At 37.7% G+C, this 19,479-nt stretch carries 19 protein-coding genes and 1 pseudogene; all 20 read right to left on the minus strand.

Going from position 1 to position 19,479, the window contains the following annotated elements; all coding sequences use genetic code 11:
• Positions 1-29: 29 nt before the first annotated feature.
• Positions 30-1,145 carry a Nif3-like dinuclear metal center hexameric protein gene (locus tag BLR86_RS04475; protein WP_090758713.1) on the minus strand — a complete coding sequence of 372 codons (1,116 nt, stop codon included), beginning with the start codon at positions 1,143-1,145 and terminating at the stop codon, positions 30-32.
• Positions 1,123-1,854 (minus strand): tRNA (adenine(22)-N(1))-methyltransferase, encoded by a 732-nt coding sequence (locus tag BLR86_RS04480; protein WP_090758715.1) that lies wholly within the window; start codon positions 1,852-1,854, stop codon positions 1,123-1,125. The genes BLR86_RS04475 and BLR86_RS04480 overlap by 23 nt, the downstream gene beginning before the upstream one ends.
• A gap of 81 nt (positions 1,855-1,935) precedes the next feature.
• Positions 1,936-2,292, minus strand: a complete 357-nt coding sequence (cccA, locus tag BLR86_RS04485; RefSeq protein WP_090758717.1) for a cytochrome c550 — start codon at positions 2,290-2,292, stop codon at positions 1,936-1,938.
• A gap of 209 nt (positions 2,293-2,501) precedes the next feature.
• On the minus strand, positions 2,502-3,641 hold the full coding sequence (locus BLR86_RS04490) for an acyl-CoA dehydrogenase family protein (protein WP_090758720.1): 1,140 nt from the start codon (positions 3,639-3,641) through the stop codon (positions 2,502-2,504).
• Between the two features lie 514 nt (positions 3,642-4,155).
• Positions 4,156-5,283 carry an RNA polymerase sigma factor RpoD gene (gene rpoD, locus BLR86_RS04495; protein ID WP_090758722.1) on the minus strand — a complete coding sequence of 376 codons (1,128 nt, stop codon included), beginning with the start codon at positions 5,281-5,283 and terminating at the stop codon, positions 4,156-4,158.
• 42 nt (positions 5,284-5,325) lie between these two features.
• On the minus strand, positions 5,326-7,134 hold the full coding sequence (dnaG, locus tag BLR86_RS04500; RefSeq protein WP_090758724.1) for a DNA primase: 1,809 nt from the start codon (positions 7,132-7,134) through the stop codon (positions 5,326-5,328).
• A 20-nt stretch (positions 7,135-7,154) separates the two neighbouring features.
• Positions 7,155-7,307 (minus strand): annotated as a pseudogene (locus BLR86_RS04505) (hypothetical protein); the annotation flags it as partial.
• Between the two features lie 423 nt (positions 7,308-7,730).
• Entirely contained in the window at positions 7,731-8,540 is an 810-nt protein-coding gene (locus tag BLR86_RS04510; RefSeq protein ID WP_090758727.1) for a pyruvate, water dikinase regulatory protein, read from the minus strand.
• Positions 8,541-8,612: 72 nt separating this feature from the next.
• The gene (locus BLR86_RS04515; protein ID WP_302847196.1) at positions 8,613-9,260 is read right to left on the minus strand and encodes a transcriptional regulator CcpN; all 648 of its coding nucleotides are present in this window, start codon (positions 9,258-9,260) and stop codon (positions 8,613-8,615) included.
• 37 nt (positions 9,261-9,297) lie between these two features.
• Positions 9,298-10,680: a glycine--tRNA ligase gene (locus BLR86_RS04520; protein WP_090758729.1), complete on the minus strand. Its 1,383-nt coding sequence runs from the start codon at positions 10,678-10,680 to the stop codon at positions 9,298-9,300.
• A 372-nt stretch (positions 10,681-11,052) separates the two neighbouring features.
• Entirely contained in the window at positions 11,053-11,805 is a 753-nt protein-coding gene (gene recO, locus BLR86_RS04530; protein ID WP_090758733.1) for a DNA repair protein RecO, read from the minus strand.
• A 31-nt stretch (positions 11,806-11,836) separates the two neighbouring features.
• Entirely contained in the window at positions 11,837-11,980 is a 144-nt protein-coding gene (locus BLR86_RS04535; protein WP_090758735.1) for a YqzL family protein, read from the minus strand.
• Between the two features lie 294 nt (positions 11,981-12,274).
• The gene (gene era, locus BLR86_RS04540) at positions 12,275-13,195 is read right to left on the minus strand and encodes a GTPase Era (RefSeq protein ID WP_090758737.1); all 921 of its coding nucleotides are present in this window, start codon (positions 13,193-13,195) and stop codon (positions 12,275-12,277) included.
• Positions 13,185-13,613, minus strand: a complete 429-nt coding sequence (locus BLR86_RS04545; protein WP_368086755.1) for a cytidine deaminase — start codon at positions 13,611-13,613, stop codon at positions 13,185-13,187. The genes era and BLR86_RS04545 overlap by 11 nt, the downstream gene beginning before the upstream one ends.
• Before the next feature lie 178 nt (positions 13,614-13,791).
• Positions 13,792-14,166 carry a diacylglycerol kinase family protein gene (locus BLR86_RS04550; protein ID WP_090758741.1) on the minus strand — a complete coding sequence of 125 codons (375 nt, stop codon included), beginning with the start codon at positions 14,164-14,166 and terminating at the stop codon, positions 13,792-13,794.
• On the minus strand, positions 14,150-14,623 hold the full coding sequence (gene ybeY, locus BLR86_RS04555) for an rRNA maturation RNase YbeY (protein ID WP_090758743.1): 474 nt from the start codon (positions 14,621-14,623) through the stop codon (positions 14,150-14,152). The genes BLR86_RS04550 and ybeY overlap by 17 nt, the downstream gene beginning before the upstream one ends.
• Positions 14,620-16,788, minus strand: coding sequence for an HD family phosphohydrolase (locus BLR86_RS04560; RefSeq protein ID WP_090758745.1), 2,169 nt, complete (start codon positions 16,786-16,788; stop codon positions 14,620-14,622). Before BLR86_RS04560 ends, ybeY begins: the two co-directional genes overlap by 4 nt.
• 162 nt (positions 16,789-16,950) lie before the next feature.
• Positions 16,951-17,928 carry a PhoH family protein gene (locus tag BLR86_RS04565; protein WP_090758747.1) on the minus strand — a complete coding sequence of 326 codons (978 nt, stop codon included), beginning with the start codon at positions 17,926-17,928 and terminating at the stop codon, positions 16,951-16,953.
• Positions 17,925-19,118, minus strand: coding sequence for a sporulation protein YqfD (yqfD, locus tag BLR86_RS04570; RefSeq protein ID WP_090758749.1), 1,194 nt, complete (start codon positions 19,116-19,118; stop codon positions 17,925-17,927). Before yqfD ends, BLR86_RS04565 begins: the two co-directional genes overlap by 4 nt.
• Entirely contained in the window at positions 19,115-19,417 is a 303-nt protein-coding gene (yqfC, locus tag BLR86_RS04575; protein ID WP_090758751.1) for a sporulation protein YqfC, read from the minus strand. Before yqfC ends, yqfD begins: the two co-directional genes overlap by 4 nt.
• Positions 19,418-19,479: the final 62 nt, after the last annotated feature.

Consider the following 19,479-nt stretch of genomic DNA (forward strand, 5'->3'; position numbering starts at 1 on the left):
GCGCAAGCTGCCTACGTGCTTCCGCTTTTCTATACAAATTTAAATGGATCTGTGTTTATTTCTGAAGCGAAGATTTCGACTTCATAGCCTGATTCTTTACACATTCTAGATAGGATTTCGGTAACACCCTTTTTCATGATTTTTTCGACATTATGTCCGGGGTCAATCATATTTAACCCCTCCATCATCGCATCATGCGCTGTATGATAATAAATATCTCCGGTCACATAAACATCAGCGCCCTTAAACTTTGCGTGCTTGAAATATTTATTTCCATCTCCGCCCAAGACAGCAACTTTCTTAACACGCGATGATAAATCACCAACAACTCTAACTTTATCCACTTCAAGAGCCGTTTTCACTCTCTCCGCAAACTCTCCCAAAGTCATTTCATCTATTGTTCCGATTCGTCCAAGTCCAAGGACCTCACCTTTATTTTCAACGGAATAAATATCATAGGCAACCTCTTCGTAAGGGTGAGCTTTGATCATGGCTGTAACTACCTTCTTTAACAGTTGCTCTGGTACAATGGTTTCAATTCTCACTTCATCTACTGACTCTAAATGTCCTTGTTGTCCGATATAGGGATTCGTATTTTCTTCTGGTAAGAACCTTCCTGTACCCTTTGCTGAAAAAGAACAGTGGCTGTAATGGCCGATGAAACCTGCCCCAGTTTTTCCTAATACCTGTCTAATCTCCTCAGCATGACTCAAAGGGGTAAAAACGACTAATTTTTTTAATTTAGTTTCATAAGTAGGGACAAGTACTTCTGGATTCGCTAATCCCAGTGCATTAGCAAGGAGATCATTCACACCACCCTTAGCCACATCCAGGTTAGTATGAGCTGCATAGACAGCAATATCATGCTTTAACAGTTTCTCAATCATTCTCCCCTGTACAGTATCAGTTAGTACATTCTTCAGTGATCGAAAGATTGGTGGATGATGGGCAATAATAAGCTGTACATCCCTTTTAATCGCTTCATCAATTACCTCTTCTAGGACATCAAGAGTAATCATGATCTTGTTAATTTTCTTATTCAAGCGACCAAGCTGCAAACCAATTTTATCATCTTCCATTGCAAAAGCTTTAGGAGAAAACTTTTCAAAAAGCTGTATGATTTCATGACCATTCGCTGTCTTCATTGCCCAATACCTCCTCCATAAATGAAATTTTCTTCACAAGTTCTTGTTTTTTCTCTTCTGTTTCAGCAGATGGCGCCGCCACTTCAAGCTGTTCATAAATCCGCTGCCAGTTTTTCTTTTCTTGGGCCCATTTCTTTTTAAACGCCTTCTCCCTTCGCTTTAGAAGGAATGGCCCTACTAAAAGACCTAATTCAACTTGTACGCCGCTATAGGGCCTTAATGGTTCTCCTTTTTCAGCAGCAAGGATTTCGTATATCTTACCATCCTCTTCAATGATTTCCTCTGCAATCAGTTCCCAATTATTTTCGACTAACCAACTTCGAATTGCGATTGCATTAATATTGGGCTGTAACACAAGACGCTTTACAAACTGTAGTTTTTCTTTTCCATTTTCTAAAATATTTGCAATCAGGCTGCCGCCCATTCCTGCAATGGTAATACAGTCTACCTCGCCAGGCTGAATTACATCCAGCCCATCCCCAAGCCGTACTACTATCTTTTCAGAAAGGCCTTCTGCCATTACATTTTTTTCAGCAGACTGATAGGGACCTTTTGCAACTTCACCCGCAATGCCAAAGGATATTTGCCCGTTCTTTACAAGATAACTCGGTAAATAGGCATGATCAGAACCAATATCCGCAAGCCTGGATTCCTTTGGAACATATTTTGCCACCGTTTCTAACCGAAATGATAATTTATCCGTATTCAAATCATTCACCACTTTTTTATGTAATACATTCTAGTATAAAAAAAGTCCTTTACAGAAGCAAAGGACCTTTTCAATGTAAAATTATTTAATATTTGCTAACCAGTCAGCCATTGCATCTGCTTCTTCTGGTTTAACCATGCCACCAGGCATATTCCCTCTACCTTTGGTGATCACATCTTTAATTTCATCTTTGGATAACCTGTCGCCAACACCTGTTAGAGCAGGACCCATTCCCCCTTGGTAAGCATCACCGTGACAGCCTATACATGACTTGTAAATGTCTTCAGGCGCTTTAACAACCTGTTCTGTTTCAGTACCGCCTTCTTTTTCCTTGGCTAGCTCGTCCATATCACCAAGGCCTTTGAAAGACAATAAGAACATTAGTCCGATTCCAAATACAAAGATCAAGATGTATGGAATTACCGGATTTCGATTCATCATAAAACCCCCTTATGTACGTATAACTGTAATTAAATAGTCTTCTACAAACAACTACTATTTTACTTTAAAAACGATAGAAGGAAAAGCCCTAAACTTACTTTGTCACGATAATATTTAGAAATGGTTGTTTTCATAACGTAAAAAAACCGAAAAAGGCTGAATGCTTTTGGAAAAGTCAGCCTTTTTAGTCTTCCCTATTATTGCCTTTAACAACCAATTAATCGAGCAATAACAGTTCTTTGTATTTCTGAAGTTCCTTCGCCGATTTCAAGCAGCTTCGCGTCACGCATCATTCTTTCAACATGATATTCCTTCATATAGCCATATCCGCCATGTAATTGAACAGCTTGATTGGTTACTTCCATACAAATTTCAGATGCATAGAGTTTACACATCGAGGCTTCTTTACTAAATGGTCTACCTTGATCTTTTAACCAAGCAGCCTTATAAACCATATTTCGTGCTAACTCGATTTTCATCGCCATATCTGCCAGCTTAAACTGAACAGCCTGAAAGGAGGAAATTGACCTACCAAACTGTTTTCGCTCTTTAGTATACTGCAAAGACTTTTCAAACGCCCCTTGGGCAATCCCTACAGCCATTGCACCAATACCAATCCGTCCCCCATCAAGCGTAATCAAAAATTGCTTAAAACCATCCCCTTTTCTACCTAATAAATTCTCTTCAGGTACCCGAACATCTTCCAAGACAAGTTCAGTTGTATTCGAAGCATTAAGACCCATTTTCTCATAATTATCGATGACAGAGAATCCTTTAGCATCAGTAGGTACTATGATTGCACTTATTTCCTTTTTCCCTTCATTCATGCCTGTAATAGCAGTTATGGCTAAATGTTTTGCATAACTTGCATTGGTAATAAAACATTTATTCCCGTTTATGATAAATTCCCCATTGCTTATGTTAGCAGTGGTTCTAGTACCGCCAGCATCAGAACCTGCATTAGGTTCCGTCAATCCGAAAGCACCAAATGACTCCCCAGTGCATATTGGTGTTAAATATTTTTGTTTCTGCTCTTCTGTACCAAATAAATGTATAGGTGCCCCACCCAATGAGATATGGGCTGAATAGGTAATTCCAGTTGAAGCACAAGCTCTGCTCAGTTCTTCGGTAACAATCGCAAAACTAGTGGTGTCGGCCCCTCCTCCTCCATATTCTTCAGGAAACGGCAGACCCATAATTCCCATTTCCGCTAACTGGTTAAAGACATTTATCGGAAAATGTTTATTTCTATCCCTCTCGATTGATCCAGGTGCAACAACTTCCTCGGAAAACTCACGAATTGTCTTTTTTATCATTTCTTGTTCGGATGTTAAATCAAAATTCATATTCATCCCCCCAAAGCAATGTATGCGCTTACTTATATTATAAATGGAGTTCAACTACATTCTCAAGATTTAAAAATTTATAAATATTATAAATTATACTTGAATATGAAATTATAATCTTTAAAAGTAAAGATTAAGGATTGAGTCAAAAATAAACCTTTATTAAAAAAATAATAAGTGCTTAAAATCAAAAAGATTTTTTTTACCTATTTGCAAAGTGTAAAACAATTCAGTAAAATAAATACAAATATAGAAAGTGCTTTCATTTCCAAATTCAATGGCTGAGTTAAATATGGCTGTTGCTTTGAGCTCCAGGCGCTACGCTTTCCGCGGGCGGGCCGGGGAGCCTCCTCGGCGCTGAAGCGCCTGCGGGGTCTCCCCAGCCCCGTCCTCCCGCAGGAGTCGAGCGCCTTCCGCTCAAATCAACAGGTTATTCAATCAAAATTATAGTTTAACACAGCCAAATCCAAAAAAAATAGTTTACTCCTTTTGCAAGAAGTAAACTATCTGTAATTTATTCTAGGAAGTCTTTTAGGCGTTTGCTGCGACTTGGATGTCGTAATTTCCGCAAAGCCTTTGCTTCAATCTGTCTGATACGTTCACGGGTCACACCGAAGACTTTACCAACCTCTTCTAGGGTACGGGTCCGTCCATCATCTAAACCAAAGCGTAAGCGCAGGACGTTCTCTTCTCGGTCTGTTAATGTATCAAGGACATCTTCAAGCTGCTCTTTTAATAATTCGTAAGCAGCATGCTCTGAAGGGGAAGTAGCATCTTGATCTTCAATGAAATCACCCAAATGGGAATCATCTTCTTCACCAATAGGCGTTTCAAGTGAAACGGGTTCTTGAGCAATTTTCAGGATTTCTCTAACCTTATCAGGTGTTAAATCCATATCTTCTCCTATTTCTTCAGGAGTTGGTTCGCGGCCAAGGTCCTGAAGTAATTGTCTCTGGACACGGATAAGTTTGTTAATGGTTTCAACCATATGGACAGGAATACGAATGGTTCTAGCCTGGTCTGCAATCGCTCTGGTGATGGCTTGACGTATCCACCAAGTTGCATACGTACTAAATTTAAATCCTTTGCGATAATCAAATTTTTCAACTGCTTTGATCAGTCCCATATTGCCTTCTTGAATAAGGTCAAGGAAAAGCATACCGCGGCCAACATAGCGTTTTGCAATACTAACAACTAAGCGTAGGTTTGCTTCAGCAAGGCGTCGTTTTGCTTCTTCGTCGCCCCCCTCAATACGGTTTGCAAGTTTAATTTCATCTTCAGCAGAAAGTAAGTCTACACGACCAATTTCTTTTAAGTACATACGAACAGGATCGTTTATCTTAACTCCTGGAGGAACGCTAAGATCATTTAGATCAAACTCGTCGTCATCTCCCTTTGCTAATTGCTTAGGGTTTGGATCTTCCTCGTCACTTTCTCCTACTAATTCGATTCCCTGATCACCTAGGAATTCAATAAATTCATCCATTTGTTCGGATTCTAACTCGAAATTTGCCATTCTTTCCGCAATATCATCGTAGGCAAGGACACCGGTTTTCTTTCCCAGTACCGTTAACTGGTCTTTTACTTGTTCGAAGGTCAATTCATTCTCTGCCTCTTTTGAACGCGCTGATTTTTCAGCCATATGTCCCCCTCCTTCCAGAATCAAAGACATTAAAAATGGAATCTATAGCGATTTACGCAATTGAGTGATTTCAGTAGCAATTGCAGCTGCTTTCATATGATCACTTTGCCGCTCTGCTTCTTTCAGTTCCACTTCTTTTTCTTTTATCTTTAACACTTTTTGATAATTAAACACCTGTTTGATATAATCAGTTAATTCTTGATTCGTTAATTCTTCATTTACTGACATCATTTCAATGTCTGCAATCATTCTTCTAAGATTTTTATCCTGAATATAGGTTAAAAATGCACTAGAATCAGGATTCATATGTTCTTCGTAAAAACCAATAAGATATGTTATTATTGCCTGATGTTCGTCGATATTAAACGTGTTTCCCTGCAATAAATCCTGAACTTTATAAGCAGTATCACGATCTCTCAACATATGGGCAATTAATCGCCTTTCAGCAGTCACATATGCCTTCGGTAATTTTTTTACCGGTTTTACTATGGCACTGGGCATGTTTACCGCCGGAGTTTGACCACTTGATTTCCTTTTTTCCGTAAAGAAAACTTGTCTTAGCTGCTGCTGTAGGGCCTCTAAGGAAATCGAAAACTCTGACGCAAGCTGCCGCAAATAATGATCTTTTTCAACAGCTTTTGTCAATTTACTTATTTCTTTCAGTATTGTTTCGATAAAGGCGAGCCGATCTCCTTCAATTTGAAGATTTTTTCCTCTTCGAAAGTAAAGAAATTTAAATCCCATCCAAGTAAGACTTGCACCAATAACCTCTTTACGAAACTTTTCCGGACCATTTTTTTTTATATATTCATCTGGATCTAGTCCATCAGACATCATGGCAACTTTAATTGTACAACCAGAATCAGTGAGCATATTGCCAGCTCTAAAAGCAGCTTCAATTCCTGCTTTGTCAGAGTCGAAACAAATCGTGATAGACTGGGTATTCTGCCGGATAAGCGTTATGTGCTCTTCTGTCAAGGAGGTACCCATTGTAGCGATACCATTTTCGACACCAGACCTGTCAGCAGCAATGACATCGGCAAATCCTTCAAAAAGGACTGCTTGCTGTAATTTTCGTATACTTGGTTTGGCCAAATGAAAATTATATAAAATTTTACTTTTATTAAAGATTACTGTTTCGGGACTATTTAAATATTTGGGCTCATCGGCCCCTAATGATCTCCCAGAAAAAGCAATCGTTTTTCCATTGCGATCAAAAATCGGGAACATGATTCGATCTCGAAAACGATCAAAGTATGTTTCATCCCTTTCTCGTTTGATAATTAATCCTGCTTTTTCCATCAGTTCAGGAGAAAAATCTCTTTTGGTAAGAAATTTGTATACAAAATCCCATGAATTTAATGAATAGCCAATTTGAAATTTATCAATCGATTCTCGGGTAAATCCTCTCTTCAGCAAATACTCTAGAGCATGTTGACCATCCTTTGTGTTTACCAATAAGTGATGGTAAAATTTTTGCAAGAGCTCATGCGCATCAAGCATTGACTGAAGTTCTGGAGAAACACTCTTCCCCTTTCCATTCACTGAGATGTTAACTTGTAGGTCAATATTAGCTTTTTCAGCTAATTTAACGGCAGCTTCTAAAAAGGTAATTCCTTCAAGCTCCATTAAAAATGAAAAAACATTTCCTCCCGCTCCACATCCAAAGCAATGATAAATTTGTTTATCGGATGAAACGGAAAAAGATGGTGAGTTTTCTCCATGGAAAGGACATAATCCGAAGTAATTTCGCCCTTGTTTTTTCAGTTGAACATATTCACTAATTAATTCAACAATATCAACAGACTGACGAATTTGATTGATTTTTTCTTCGGCAATCCGTTCTGCCATGAAAACATCTCCAATTATACTTATTCTTCAAAGAAATTTAAATTCCTGCATATTTCGACAATTTTCTTCGTAAGTTGCACGATAAAATTTCTCCGATCGTCAAAAGTGGAGGCAAGTCCAATATCCTGTGTAACAGTGAAATCCCCCTTTGTAGTTTGATTCATGATGAATAAATCCGCAGCTTCCCTTTAAGGAATCAAAATAGTTCCATGTTGCATTGCAAATGTAGTCCTATTGGTTCCATGGTGAAGAAGAAGCGATAAAAAGAACTTTAAGGGAAAATGTTGAAGTGATTTCGACAATTTCCTCTTTCATCAGCATGAGTCTGCATCGACAAAAATAGTTGGAATGCCTGTTGTATTAGTATTAATTCTACATCACTCCGCATATTCCTTCTTTATGAAGCTAACTTTTTATTGTCGAATTTTTTTCTGAAGGTTTTCTTGACATCTAACAATAAATAGTTTATTCGTATACGTCCAAGTCTAAACCTAAAAGATTCATTTTTATCACAATTTTTTATTATAGTACATTTTTTTGTACATTTCCATACTTTTTTATCATTAATTCAAAAACACATAATCTAAGATTATGTGCTAGGATCTTCTTTTATGAACGTAATTTAGAATAACATTTGCCGTTTCTTCAACTGCCTTATTGGTTACATCAATAACTGGACAATTAATTCTACTTACTATTTTTTCAAAGAAGGTTAACTCATCACGAATTCTTTCAATATTTGCATAGCTTGCCTGATCATTTAATCCTAATGAAATTAACCGTTCCCGTCTAATATTATTTAGTTTTTGCGGGCTTATTTTTAACCCAAAGCATTTTTCTGCTGGAACTTTGTATAATTCCTCTGGAGGATCTACTTCAGGAACAAGTGGTACATTCGCAACTTTTAAACGTTTTAATGCAAGATATTGTGACAAAGGAGTTTTTGATGTTCTTGATACCCCAATTAAGACGATATCTGCTTTTAATATTCCCCTTGGATCGCGTCCATCATCATATTTAACAGCAAACTCGATGGCTTCTACTTTTTTAAAATAATCCTCATCTAGTTTTCTTACCAGTCCAGGTTCGCACAGAGGAGTTTTCCCACTAAAGATTTGGATTTGATCCATGATTGGACCCATTAAGTCTACTGCATAAATTCCTGCTTCGTCAGCTTTCTCCTTGATATAAATACGCATATCCGGTTTTACCAAGGTAAATGCGATCATGGCATGGTCCAAGGTAACTAGCGAAATTACTTCATCAATATGTTCCTTCTCCTCTACATAGGGAAATCTTTTCAACGTCATACCAGATCCATTAAACTGGCTGATCGCTGCTTTTGTTACTAATTCAGCTGTTTCCCCCACTGAATCAGATACTACATATATAACGGGCGTAATCATTCTTCCTCAACAGCTCCTCTGGAATTACATTTTTTCACCTTCAATGTCGAGGCATTGGGATGGTTGTTCTAATTACTCATTCCCCAAGGCAACAAAGGCCTTTGTAATATTCGATTTGGTTATTCTTCCAATAACTTCGAACCCTTTTTCTGAAGGTCTCACCACAGGTAAAGCATCGATTTGTTTATCAATTAACAATTTGGCAACATCAATCAATGTGTCATCCAGTTCGCATGTCGTTATATTTGGCATTCTCGTCATTATGATGTTGATTGGAAGTGTAGTGAGTTCTTGTTTGCCAATACTCGCTCGTAGCAAATCCTTTCTTGATAGCACACCTACTAACAAAGAATTTTGGTCTACAACAAATAATGTACCCACATCCTCAAGGAACATTGTACAAATTGCATCATATACTGAAACATTTTCCTTCACAAGAACAGGAATTGAATTATAATCTCTGACAAAAATTTTCTGAAGATTTTCAGTCAAAAGCTGATTGCCTGATTTACCCGTATAAAAATACCCAACCCGAGGTCTTGCATCTAAATAACCTGCCATTGTTAGAATGGATAAATCTGGCCTTAATGTAGCTCTTGTTAAATTTAATTGTTCAGCGATGTTCTCCCCTGTGATTGGTCCATTGTCCTTTACAATCTGAATGATATGTTCTTGGCGTTTGGACAGTTCTATTTTTCTCACCACCATATTGAAATCCATTATGTAGAGGTGCGGTATTGAACCGCACCATCCAATGTTAAAACAAAATCTTTTCTTGAAGGAAAGGAACTAGTTCAGAGATAGCTACCCGAGTTTGCTCCATTGTATCACGATCTCTGATGGTAACCATTTTATCTTCTTTTGAATCAAAATCGAAGGTGATACAGAATGGTGTTCCGATTTCATCATGTCTACGGTAACGTTTTCCGATTGAACCTGCTTCGTCATAATCAACAGAGAAGTACTTTGCTAAATTTTCATATACTTCTTTTGCTTCATCAGAAAGTTTTTTAGATAGCGGAAGAACAGCAGCTTTAAATGGTGCCAGTGCTGGATGGAAATGCATAACCGTTCTGGAAGTTCCATCTTCAAGTTGTTCTTCATCATAGGCATCGATTAAAAACGCTAATGTTACCCGGTCCGCACCAAGGGAAGGCTCGATACAGAATGGAATATATCGTTCATTTGTCTCTGGATCGATATAGTTAAAATCTTCACCAGAGAATTGCATATGCTGCTTCAAATCATAATCAGTTCTTGAAGCTACACCCCAAAGTTCTCCCCAACCAAATGGGAACTTATATTCAAAGTCAGTAGTCGCGTTACTATAATGAGAAAGTTCATCCTCTGAATGGTCACGAAGTCTTAGATTTTCCTTGTTTAATCCCAAAGAGTGCAGCCACTGCTCCGCAAAATTCTTCCAATAGTCATACCAAGTCAGCTCTTCACCTGGCTTACAGAAAAACTCCAACTCCATTTGTTCGAATTCGCGAGTACGGAAAGTAAAATTACCAGGTGTGATTTCATTCCGAAAGCTTTTCCCTATTTGAGCAATTCCAAAAGGTAATTTCTTTCTCATTGTCCGCTGCACATTTTTAAAGTTAACAAAAATTCCTTGTGCTGTTTCAGGACGGAGGAAAATTTCATTAGCACTTGATTCTGTTACCCCTTGGAAGGTTTTAAACATTAAATTGAATTGGCGAATTCCAGTAAAATCATGACTGCCGCAGTCAGGGCAGGCAATATTATGTTCTTTCACTAGTTCCTCCATTTTATCAAATGAAAGGCCATCAACCACCATTTCTATTCCCTTTTCATCAAGCGCATTTTCAATTAACTTATCGGCACGATGTCTGGCTTTACAGTTCTTACAATCCATCATAGGATCATTAAAGTTACCGATATGTCCAGATGCTTCCCAAGTCCTTGGATTCATCAAGATACTGGCATCTAATCCAACATTGTAAGGGGACTCTTGCACAAACTTCTTCCACCATGCCTGTTTAATATTGTTTTTAAATTCAACCCCTAATGGTCCGTAATCCCAAGTATTTGCCAGACCTCCGTAGATTTCTGAACCTGGAAAAATAAATCCTCTATGTTTCGCGTGAGAAACAATTTGCTCCATTGATGCTTTCATTTTCTTAACTCCTCTTCAATTATTGAGGCTGTGTTAAATTAGTCTGTTGCTTTGCGCTCCAATCACCAGAGTGTCAAAATTAAAACTTAGCTTTAACACAGCCATTAAAAAATAAAAAACTCTCGTCCCTATGCTTAAAATAAGCATAGGGACGAGAGTTACCCGCGGTTCCACCCTATTTGCTGCTATAACAACAGCCTCTTTTATGACAAGTTTGCTCAAGAACGCCTTCCTTAGGCCTCTATACCCTAGCTCACACCACCCTAGGTTCGCTTTTATAGAGATTGCTAAGTACTACTTTCCTTCATAGCATCTATTCATATTATTAAGAAACATCTTATCGAAGTCCAAATAAAAAGTCAATATGGTCAACTATAATTGATTGCGAAATTTTTCCATTGATTGAATGAATTTTTTGCTCTTTAAGTAAAGACCAGAATATTCCTCGTAATAAGCTGAAATGATTTTTTTTAACTCATCCTTTGTTTCCTGCTTTACTGAGATATTTCCTAATCTAGAAAGATCAAAAAAATAAAATAATCGTAATAATTTTACTGATGATGGCGATAATTTAAAATGGTACGGATCTTTCTCCAAACACCGGTGACATATTAATCCACCTTCACGTATAGAAAAAGAAAAAAGTCCGTCTGTACTTCCGCAAACGGAACAATGATTTAGAATCGGATGCAATCCCAAAACAGGTAGCATTTTCATTTCATAGATATTCATCAGAATATCTGGATCATACCCTTCATTCATAAAATTAAGCGTTTGAAAAAGAAGTTCGAAATGAAAAGGATTAGGCTTTTTATCCTCCGTAGTTTTATCTGTTAATTCAACAATATAACTGGCATAGGCAGTAAGAAAAATATCTTCACCAATGGCCCGAAAGCTAGTAATCATTTCTCCCTGTTGAACAGTTCCTAAGCCCGTTCCTCTTTGGACGAGGAAGTACCCATGGGTAAAAAGCTGGGTAATGGAGGAAAGTCGGCTATTAGGCTTTTTTGCTCCTCTAGCCATCACGCCAATCTTTCCCCATTCCCTTGTATATAGGGTAATAATTTTATTGGTTTCACCATAATCTGTAGTTCTAATGACGATGCCTTCACACTTTTGAAGCATAGTTGTCACCATCCCGATACATTAGACAAACTTATGAAACGGGAAAATCCATTTGCGCTAGATCTTCATTCTGATTTCCGGGTATTTCTTGGTTTTCCTTCTCAAGCTCTTTTATGAGAAGATAAGTGTCAATATTACCTGTCTGGAGGAATACTTTCCACGTAAAATCCATCATCGAAAACCCCACCTTTCATGATATAGACTAGCCTTTTAAAGAATCCCAAACCTTACAATTATCATAGCCTGCCTTAGCAAAAATCATAAGACGAAAATATTGTTAATGTTGTCCATGCATAATTCTTTAGAAAAGTTAATATTTTAGTTAGGGTTACTAGAAAAGCGGAAGCGCCTCGTTCAGCCCTGACAAGCATAAGACGAGCCGGCAGGAAGGTTGCTTTTTAACCTTCATGACGGATTGGCTTATGACCTCGAAGGGCTAGGCGCTGGAGCTAGACAGCAAGTAGTAAAATCAATATTCATCTTCATTAAAACCATAATCGCGAAGTTGGGACATTTTATTGCGCCAATCCTTTTGAACCTTAACCCAAAGCTCTAAGAAAACCTTTGAACCTAAGAGATTTTCAATATCAAGCCGGGCCCGTTTCCCAATTTCTTTAAGCATACTCCCTTGTTTTCCAATAATAATGCCTTTTTGAGAGTCTCTTTCTACAATAACTGTTGCCATTACATGAATGATATCTTTACCTCCATGTTGACGTTCCATCTTATCTAGAACAACAGCAAGGGAATGAGGGATTTCTTCACGTGTTAAGTGTAGCGCTTTCTCTCGGATTAATTCTGTGATAATAAATCTTTCTGGATGATCTGTTACTTGATCGGCCGGATAATACTGCGGCCCTTCAGGTAAATAAACTTTAATTTGTTCCAGTAAACGTTCCACATTATTTCCTTCAAGTGCTGATATAGGCACAATTTCTTTAAAAGGATACTTTTCTTTATATGATTCAATTAGTGGCAGTAATTCATCTGGGTGTATTTGATCAATTTTATTGATAACAAGGAAGATCGGTGTGTTAACGGTTTCGAACTTTTCAAGGATAAATTCTTCCCCACGACCAAATCCTTCCTCGGCATTTACCATGAATAGGATTAGATCTACTTCTTTTAATGTATTTTGTGCAACCTTCATCATAAAGTCGCCTAGTTTATGCTTTGGTTTATGGATTCCTGGTGTATCGATAAATACCATTTGGGTATCTTCTAACGTTAGTACACCCTGAATTTTATTACGAGTTGTCTGAGGTTTATCGCTCATGATAGCAATTTTCTGACCAATCACTCGGTTTAGAAATGTTGACTTACCTACATTTGGGCGTCCTATGATTGAAATAAAGCCCGATTTATACCCTTTATTATCATTACTCAGCATGTAAATCCTCCGAAGTAAATGCACCAGGTAGTAACTCAGCTACAGTAATTTCTTTAACATCACCCTTAAGATTAGTCAGAACGACCTTCATATCTTGTGGACAAAGCTCAGAGATTACCTGTCTGCAAGCTCCACAAGGCGGGCATGGTCGATCTGTATCTGCAACGACTGCCAGCATAGTAAAATCTCGATCACCTTGAGAATACGCATTAAACAATGCAGTACGTTCAGCGCAATTGCACATGCTATAAGCGGCATTTTCAATGTTACATCCATGATATACTTTTCCATCTCTTGTTAATAAAGCTGCTCCAACTCCAAATTTTGAATATGGAATATAGGCTCTTTCTCGTGCTTTCTTTGATTCTTCGATTAATTTCTCGATGTTCAAAATCCATTCTTCCCTTCCAGCAGTAATCTGCCGCTTTCTTTTATTTTACCCTAAAATTGTCACAAAATCATCACTTGTAGCGAAAAAGTAATGTAAAAATTTGAATTTTCACAAAAGTCAGCTATTTTACCTATTTCTCCTACAAGCCTGATAAGTTATTGTACCTAATTAGCATTTTCATTTCAAATCCTAAAAAATCAAAGTTCTAGAACCATCTTAGAACATACGGTAAAAAGATAATCATGCCAATTAATACTGCCGTGATTGCATAAATAAAAACTGCACCTGCAGCCAAATCTTTTGCCTGTTTAGCAAGCGGATGGTACTCCTCTGTAACCAAATCCACTACACGCTCGATGGCTGTATTGATCAACTCTAAAGAGAAGATTCCACCTATCGCAAGGATCACAAGTAACCATTCCATTTTACTTATTGAAAATAATAGCCCACACCCGATAACCAATAAAGAAACAATGAAATGGATGCGCATATTCCGTTCTGACTCAAGGGCTGTCTTTATACCTGCTATAGCATAAGAAAAAGAATTCCATAAACGGACCGGGTTATCTCGTGAGTCCATAATCGTCTAAAATTTCCTTTTGTCGAGTAAACATTTTTTCTTCCTCTACCTTTTCCATATGATCATAACCTAAAAGATGGAGGAAACCATGAACAGACAAAAAGCCAAGCTCTCGAATAAATGAATGTCCATACTCCTTTGCTTGTTCTTCTGCCCTAGGAATCGATATGATGATATCGCCTAATACCCGTGGAAGCTCGGCTCCTACCAATTCAATCTCACCTTCACCAAGCTCCTCCAGCGCGAATGAAATGACATCAGTAGGTGCATCTTTATCTCTGTATTCCCGATTAATTTCGTGGATTCGTTCATTGGATACGAAGGTTACTGATACTTCACTATTTTCTTCTATTTTTTCCTTTTCTGCAGCAAAATTTAACAGTTTTTCAATTTCCTCCAGATGCTCGGCTGGTAATTGATTTGTTTCATCTACTAGGTCAATCATCAATATGTTCATGCTTGAATCACCTTCTTCGTCATTTCTGGATATTCAATTCTAGAATGAAAAATTCCCTTTAATGTTTCACAAAAGGAATGTGACACTGTTTCTAACTCCTTTAATGTCAAGTCACATTCGTTTAATTGCCCATCCTGAAGCCGGTCTGTAACAATTTTCTTAACGAGTGACTCGATTGTTTCAGGGGTTGGTTGGCTTAATGACCTAACGGCTGCCTCAACGCTGTCAGCAATTCCAATGATCGCTGATTCTTTTGACTGTGCCTTTGGACCAGGATAACGATAATCCTCTTCCAGTACACCTTCACCACCCTGATTAGCTTTATGGTAAAAGAATTTCAACAAAGTTGTCCCATGGTGTTGTTCAGCAATTTGAATGATTTCCTTGGGCATATTGTACTTTTTTAAAATACTTGTCCCATCTGTCACGTGCGAAATAATGATGTTTGCACTTTTATCAGGTGGTAGACGGTCGTGCGGATTTTCTAGTTGCATTTGGTTTTCGATGAAAAATTTTGGACGTTTCGTTTTACCAATATCATGGTAATAGCAGCCTACCCTCGCTAATAAACCATTCGCACCGATTGCTTCACAGGCTGCATCTGCTAGATTAGCCACCATTACACTATGATGATAAGTTCCTGGTGCTTCCATTAAAATTTTTCTAAGTAAAGGATGATTAGGATTAGAAAGCTCAATCAACTTCATTGTCGAGAGAATGCCAAAGCTCGTTTCAAGCAATGGTAAAAGTCCCATCGTCAGCACTGCTGAACCAATTCCTGAAAAAATCGCCGTTACTATATAGTATCCATATTCCAAGCCTGAAAATTTTCCATTTGGTAAAAACATCAGTGCCCAGATGGTAAAAAGATTCACTATAGCTGCTAAAGAACCAGCTTGAAGAATTTTGGAGCGTTGATTCTGCTCATTTAAAAATAGTACACCAGCAAGGGCACTAAACAAAATGTATATGCCCATCGAAAAATTAAGCGTACCTGAAACACCTTCATTGAACAAAATACTTCCAAAGATAGAAAAGATGATCGATGAAAGAATCGCGAGTTTCTCGTCAATCAATATTTTGAGTAACATCCCGCCCATAGCAGCAGGGAATAAGTAGCCAATACCTGAATAATTAAATATTTGCAACATACTAATGATTTTCAAGATGAAAAAGGTCAAGATAAAAACAATTCCAAACAAGAGAAGATTTGTCTGCCTCTTTTCGGGTTGCTCCTTCATTTGATAGAAATAAAAGTATACAGACGATAGAATAATTGTAATTAGGATCAGCAACCCAATGAAAGGCTTATACGATTGTTTGTTATCCAATAGTCCAACTAGCTCCAGCTGACGAAATTCTTCCTTCCTGATTAGTTTACCCTCTTCGATAATGATTTGTCCTTGGAGAATTTTCACTGGCTCAACAGATTCTGCTGCTAGCTTACGTAGCTCTTCTGTTGCATCTGGATCATAAAATTCATTTTGAATCACTGCATATCGGCCCAATTCAATGGCCGCATTCTTTAAGTCACCATTCAAAGTGGTGAATTTTAATTCTTCTTCCAAACCTTTTTTTGCATTTTCTACATCATCTGCAGAAATCCGTTTATTCATTACATTGTTAATTGCGGTTACGGTTAAGTCCTTTGCAATCGATAATTCATCATTCCTAGCTTGTACTAGTGCGGTAAACACCCGCTCTGAAAGATCCTTAATAACCCGATCCGTTAATTTCCCCTTAAGCATCGTTACTTTTTCTTCAACCGTTGGTTCGATTGATACTATAGGGTCTTCTTCATACATATTGTGATTTTTTGCTTTAACCTCAATTTCATCATTAACCTCTGAGACTGAATCAAAAATGGAGGTAATTAAATCTACCTGATTAGAGGAATATTCTTTTTTTAATGTATAAACGTCCTGAACTTGATTCAATGCATCTTGGCGTTTTTTTTCAGTATTAATCTTATCCTCTACCGTTGCTGGGGATCGGATGGTTTTCTCTGCTACCGTTAATAGACTAATATCAAGTTTCTCTGGCTTTACGTTCCCATACAAAGATGTAAATAGAATGACTCCTAAAACAACAAAAACTAACACTCTGAAGAAGGTATAGTCGAGGAGCTTTTTTATTTGTATTGTATAATGCTGGGTTTTTTTCAACTTATTCCCTCCAAAAACACATAAAACAGCCTTTATGTAAAATGATAACAGTTTTTCCTTTAAGTTTCACCATCTATTCAAATAAGGGATTTCTTTTGCAAGGATATTTGTTGTGAATATATGACAAAAGGGATAAACCCATTGGTAGGTCTATCCCTTAATTTATTTGCTTTCACTTTGTATCTGTTTGTTTTCATAAGCCTCAATAATTCTGCCAACCAACGGGTGACGGACAACGTCACTTTGGTCTAAGAAAACAAATGAAATCCCGTTGACACCTAATAAGATTTTTTCAGCGGCGATTAGTCCTGATTTGGCTCCCTTTGGTAAATCAATTTGTGTTTGATCACCGGTAATAACCATTTTGGAACCAAAGCCTAGACGTGTTAAAAACATCTTCATTTGTGCATGAGTAGTATTTTGCGCCTCATCCAATATCACGAAGGCATCGTCTAATGTTCGCCCTCTCATATATGCTAGCGGAGCAATTTCAATGGTTCCCCGTTCTATTAATCTTTGAGTATGCTCTGCACCTAGAATGTCATTCAGGGCGTCATATAATGGCCGTAAATAGGGATCAACCTTCTCTTTTAAATCACCGGGCAAAAATCCAAGGCTTTCTCCCGCTTCAACTGCAGGTCTTGTTAGGATTATCTTATTAACTTTTCCACTTTTTAAAGCATTGACTGCCATAACAACGGCTAAATACGTTTTCCCTGTGCCCGCTGGGCCAATCCCGAAAACAAGATCGTTTTGTCTGATCGCCATTACATATTGCCGCTGTCCGAGTGTTTTTATTCGGATTGTCTTACCTTTAACATTTTTTGCAATTTCCTCATCATAGAGATTGTCAAAGTAATCGAGTGTCCCTTTTTGCGCCATTTGGATTGCAGATAAGACATCCCTTTGGCTGATAGTAACACCTTTTCTAATAATAAAAATAAGCTTGTCTAGAATTTGACTCGCAAGGTCCACTCTTTCTTCATCGCCAGATAAACTGACAGACTCGCCTCTCGTTACAATGGATACTTGCAGTTCTTCTTCGATTATTTTTAAATTCGTGTCAGCGTTGCCTAGGAGGGCAAGTGCTTCGGATGGATTTTCTAGTTGTACATTTATTGTTTTGAGCTTTATTGTCATTCAGGAGTCTCCTTGGGAATTGGTTGTCCAACTGCAATATTTTCGATGATTTTAAAATGGACATCTAGGATAACTTTACCATCTTTCAACTCTTTGTGTAAAATTTTTTCATCTTTAATGGTAGCTTCTTCATCTAACACAGTTTTTATTTTATTTTTTGCTAATTCAAGTGCATTTTTTTCAGCTTCTTCTTCACTATACGTTCGAGTCGTCTCTTCGCGTGCTCTTAAGGTTTCAGTTCCAAAGGAAATTGGCAACTCCCATTTAAGGAATTTTATTTTCTTTACATTCTTCTCCACCTCATAATCCTTGAACGTCGGTTCTCCAAATCCCCAAATTGGGATTTCCAAATTTCCTATGATGAGTGCGTTTTTTCTCTTCTCTTGACCATTGAATACGAAGAAAATGGTTTCTAAGGGCAGCTCAACATGGCTCCTATACCACGTTTCTCCCCAAACTTCACCAACAGCCGCTACTTGATGTGTTTGCCCTTCCCTTCCAATGGTGCCAGATACAAGTATTTGCCCTACCTCCACATGATCATGAATATCGACCATTTTCTGTCCAGCTTCAACATACATGTTAGCAATTATAGCATTTTTTTTCGCGACAAGATTTCTCGGTGCCAATTGTTCGGCCTTTTCAGGTTCTTTTTTTTCGACCACTTGAAGATGATAGGTTGTCCCCTTTAATTCCACACCCACCCAGGTAAGGTTCCCTACATTATTTGTTAATTTCCTTTGAATCCCCTCTACGTTATCCAAAAACAATTGAATTTTACCTATTTTTACTCCCATCTTGTCCAATTCTTTGCGAATCTGATACTCTGTTGCAGGCTTCGCTCCATTAATTTCAATTCCCCAAATAACATTTGATAAGACCATAATGATCAATAAGAATAAAAGTGCCCCGGCAGCAAACCCACTATTTTTTAATAATCGCTTAAATAAAAAAGGCATCCCTGCCCTTTTTAAAAAAGAAACGGAGCAATCTCTTTCTCGTGCATAATGTCTAATTTTTAATGCATCTTCGAGCCTCATAGTAAAAGTGATGGTTTCAGTTCCATGTCGTTTTACATTCCATATCATCAAGCCATTTCGGATTAAGACATTTAGGAATCTTTCTATACCTCTTCCCGACACTTTTACGGTTACTCTGCCAGATAAAAATTCGATCCATTGGTTCTTCATTTTGTTCCTCCTGGATTTTCATTTATATAAAGCACCTGATCAATTTTTCCTTCGAGCAAAATCTCTTCAGGCAATATGGTCTTAATCACGAAAGACTTCCCTTTTATTTGCAATTGACCCTGTTTTAATAACAGACGTAATTCTTTATCGGTAAAGGTTATCAAACCTCTATGATTCTCAATGTAAATATGGATTTGCCCAATCATCGTAATCCGAGGTAAGTCCATCATGACATCTTGAGGAAGATCCATTTTTTGTGCCATCCAGTTTCGGACACGCTGGCCCCATTTTTTCGCCATAAAAAAAGAACCCCCTTTCATCTCATATTTATGAAATGAATGTGGATTCTAGCACATCTTTA

Source organism: Bacillus sp. OK048 (genome assembly GCF_900103525.1).
Classification (GTDB): Bacteria; Bacillota; Bacilli; order Bacillales; family Cytobacillaceae; genus Neobacillus.

Coding starts and splice junctions, on each gene's coding strand:
- era (WP_090758737.1), bottom strand. CDS start 13,195: ATGCTGAGTAATGATAATAAAGGGTATAAATCGGGCTTTATTTCAATC.
- dnaG (WP_090758724.1), bottom strand. CDS start 7,134: ATGGCAGAACGGATTGCCGAAGAAAAAATCAATCAAATTCGTCAGTCT.
- BLR86_RS04565 (WP_090758747.1), bottom strand. CDS start 17,928: ATGACAATAAAGCTCAAAACAATAAATGTACAACTAGAAAATCCATCC.
- yqfC (WP_090758751.1), bottom strand. CDS start 19,417: ATGGCGAAAAAATGGGGCCAGCGTGTCCGAAACTGGATGGCACAAAAA.
- BLR86_RS04515 (WP_302847196.1), bottom strand. CDS start 9,260: ATGGATTTCAATATGGTGGTGAGAAAAATAGAACTGTCCAAACGCCAA.
- ybeY (WP_090758743.1), bottom strand. CDS start 14,623: ATGAACATATTGATGATTGACCTAGTAGATGAAACAAATCAATTACCA.
- BLR86_RS04550 (WP_090758741.1), bottom strand. CDS start 14,166: ATGGACTCACGAGATAACCCGGTCCGTTTATGGAATTCTTTTTCTTAT.
- recO (WP_090758733.1), bottom strand. CDS start 11,805: ATGCTTCAAAAGTGTGAAGGCATCGTCATTAGAACTACAGATTATGGT.
- yqfD (WP_090758749.1), bottom strand. CDS start 19,118: ATGAAGAACCAATGGATCGAATTTTTATCTGGCAGAGTAACCGTAAAA.
- cccA (WP_090758717.1), bottom strand. CDS start 2,292: ATGAATCGAAATCCGGTAATTCCATACATCTTGATCTTTGTATTTGGA.
- BLR86_RS04510 (WP_090758727.1), bottom strand. CDS start 8,540: ATGATTACGCCCGTTATATATGTAGTATCTGATTCAGTGGGGGAAACA.
- BLR86_RS04490 (WP_090758720.1), bottom strand. CDS start 3,641: ATGAATTTTGATTTAACATCCGAACAAGAAATGATAAAAAAGACAATT.
- BLR86_RS04535 (WP_090758735.1), bottom strand. CDS start 11,980: ATGATGGATTTTACGTGGAAAGTATTCCTCCAGACAGGTAATATTGAC.
- BLR86_RS04520 (WP_090758729.1), bottom strand. CDS start 10,680: ATGAAAGCATCAATGGAGCAAATTGTTTCTCACGCGAAACATAGAGGA.
- BLR86_RS04475 (WP_090758713.1), bottom strand. CDS start 1,145: ATGAAGACAGCGAATGGTCATGAAATCATACAGCTTTTTGAAAAGTTT.
- rpoD (WP_090758722.1), bottom strand. CDS start 5,283: ATGGCTGAAAAATCAGCGCGTTCAAAAGAGGCAGAGAATGAATTGACC.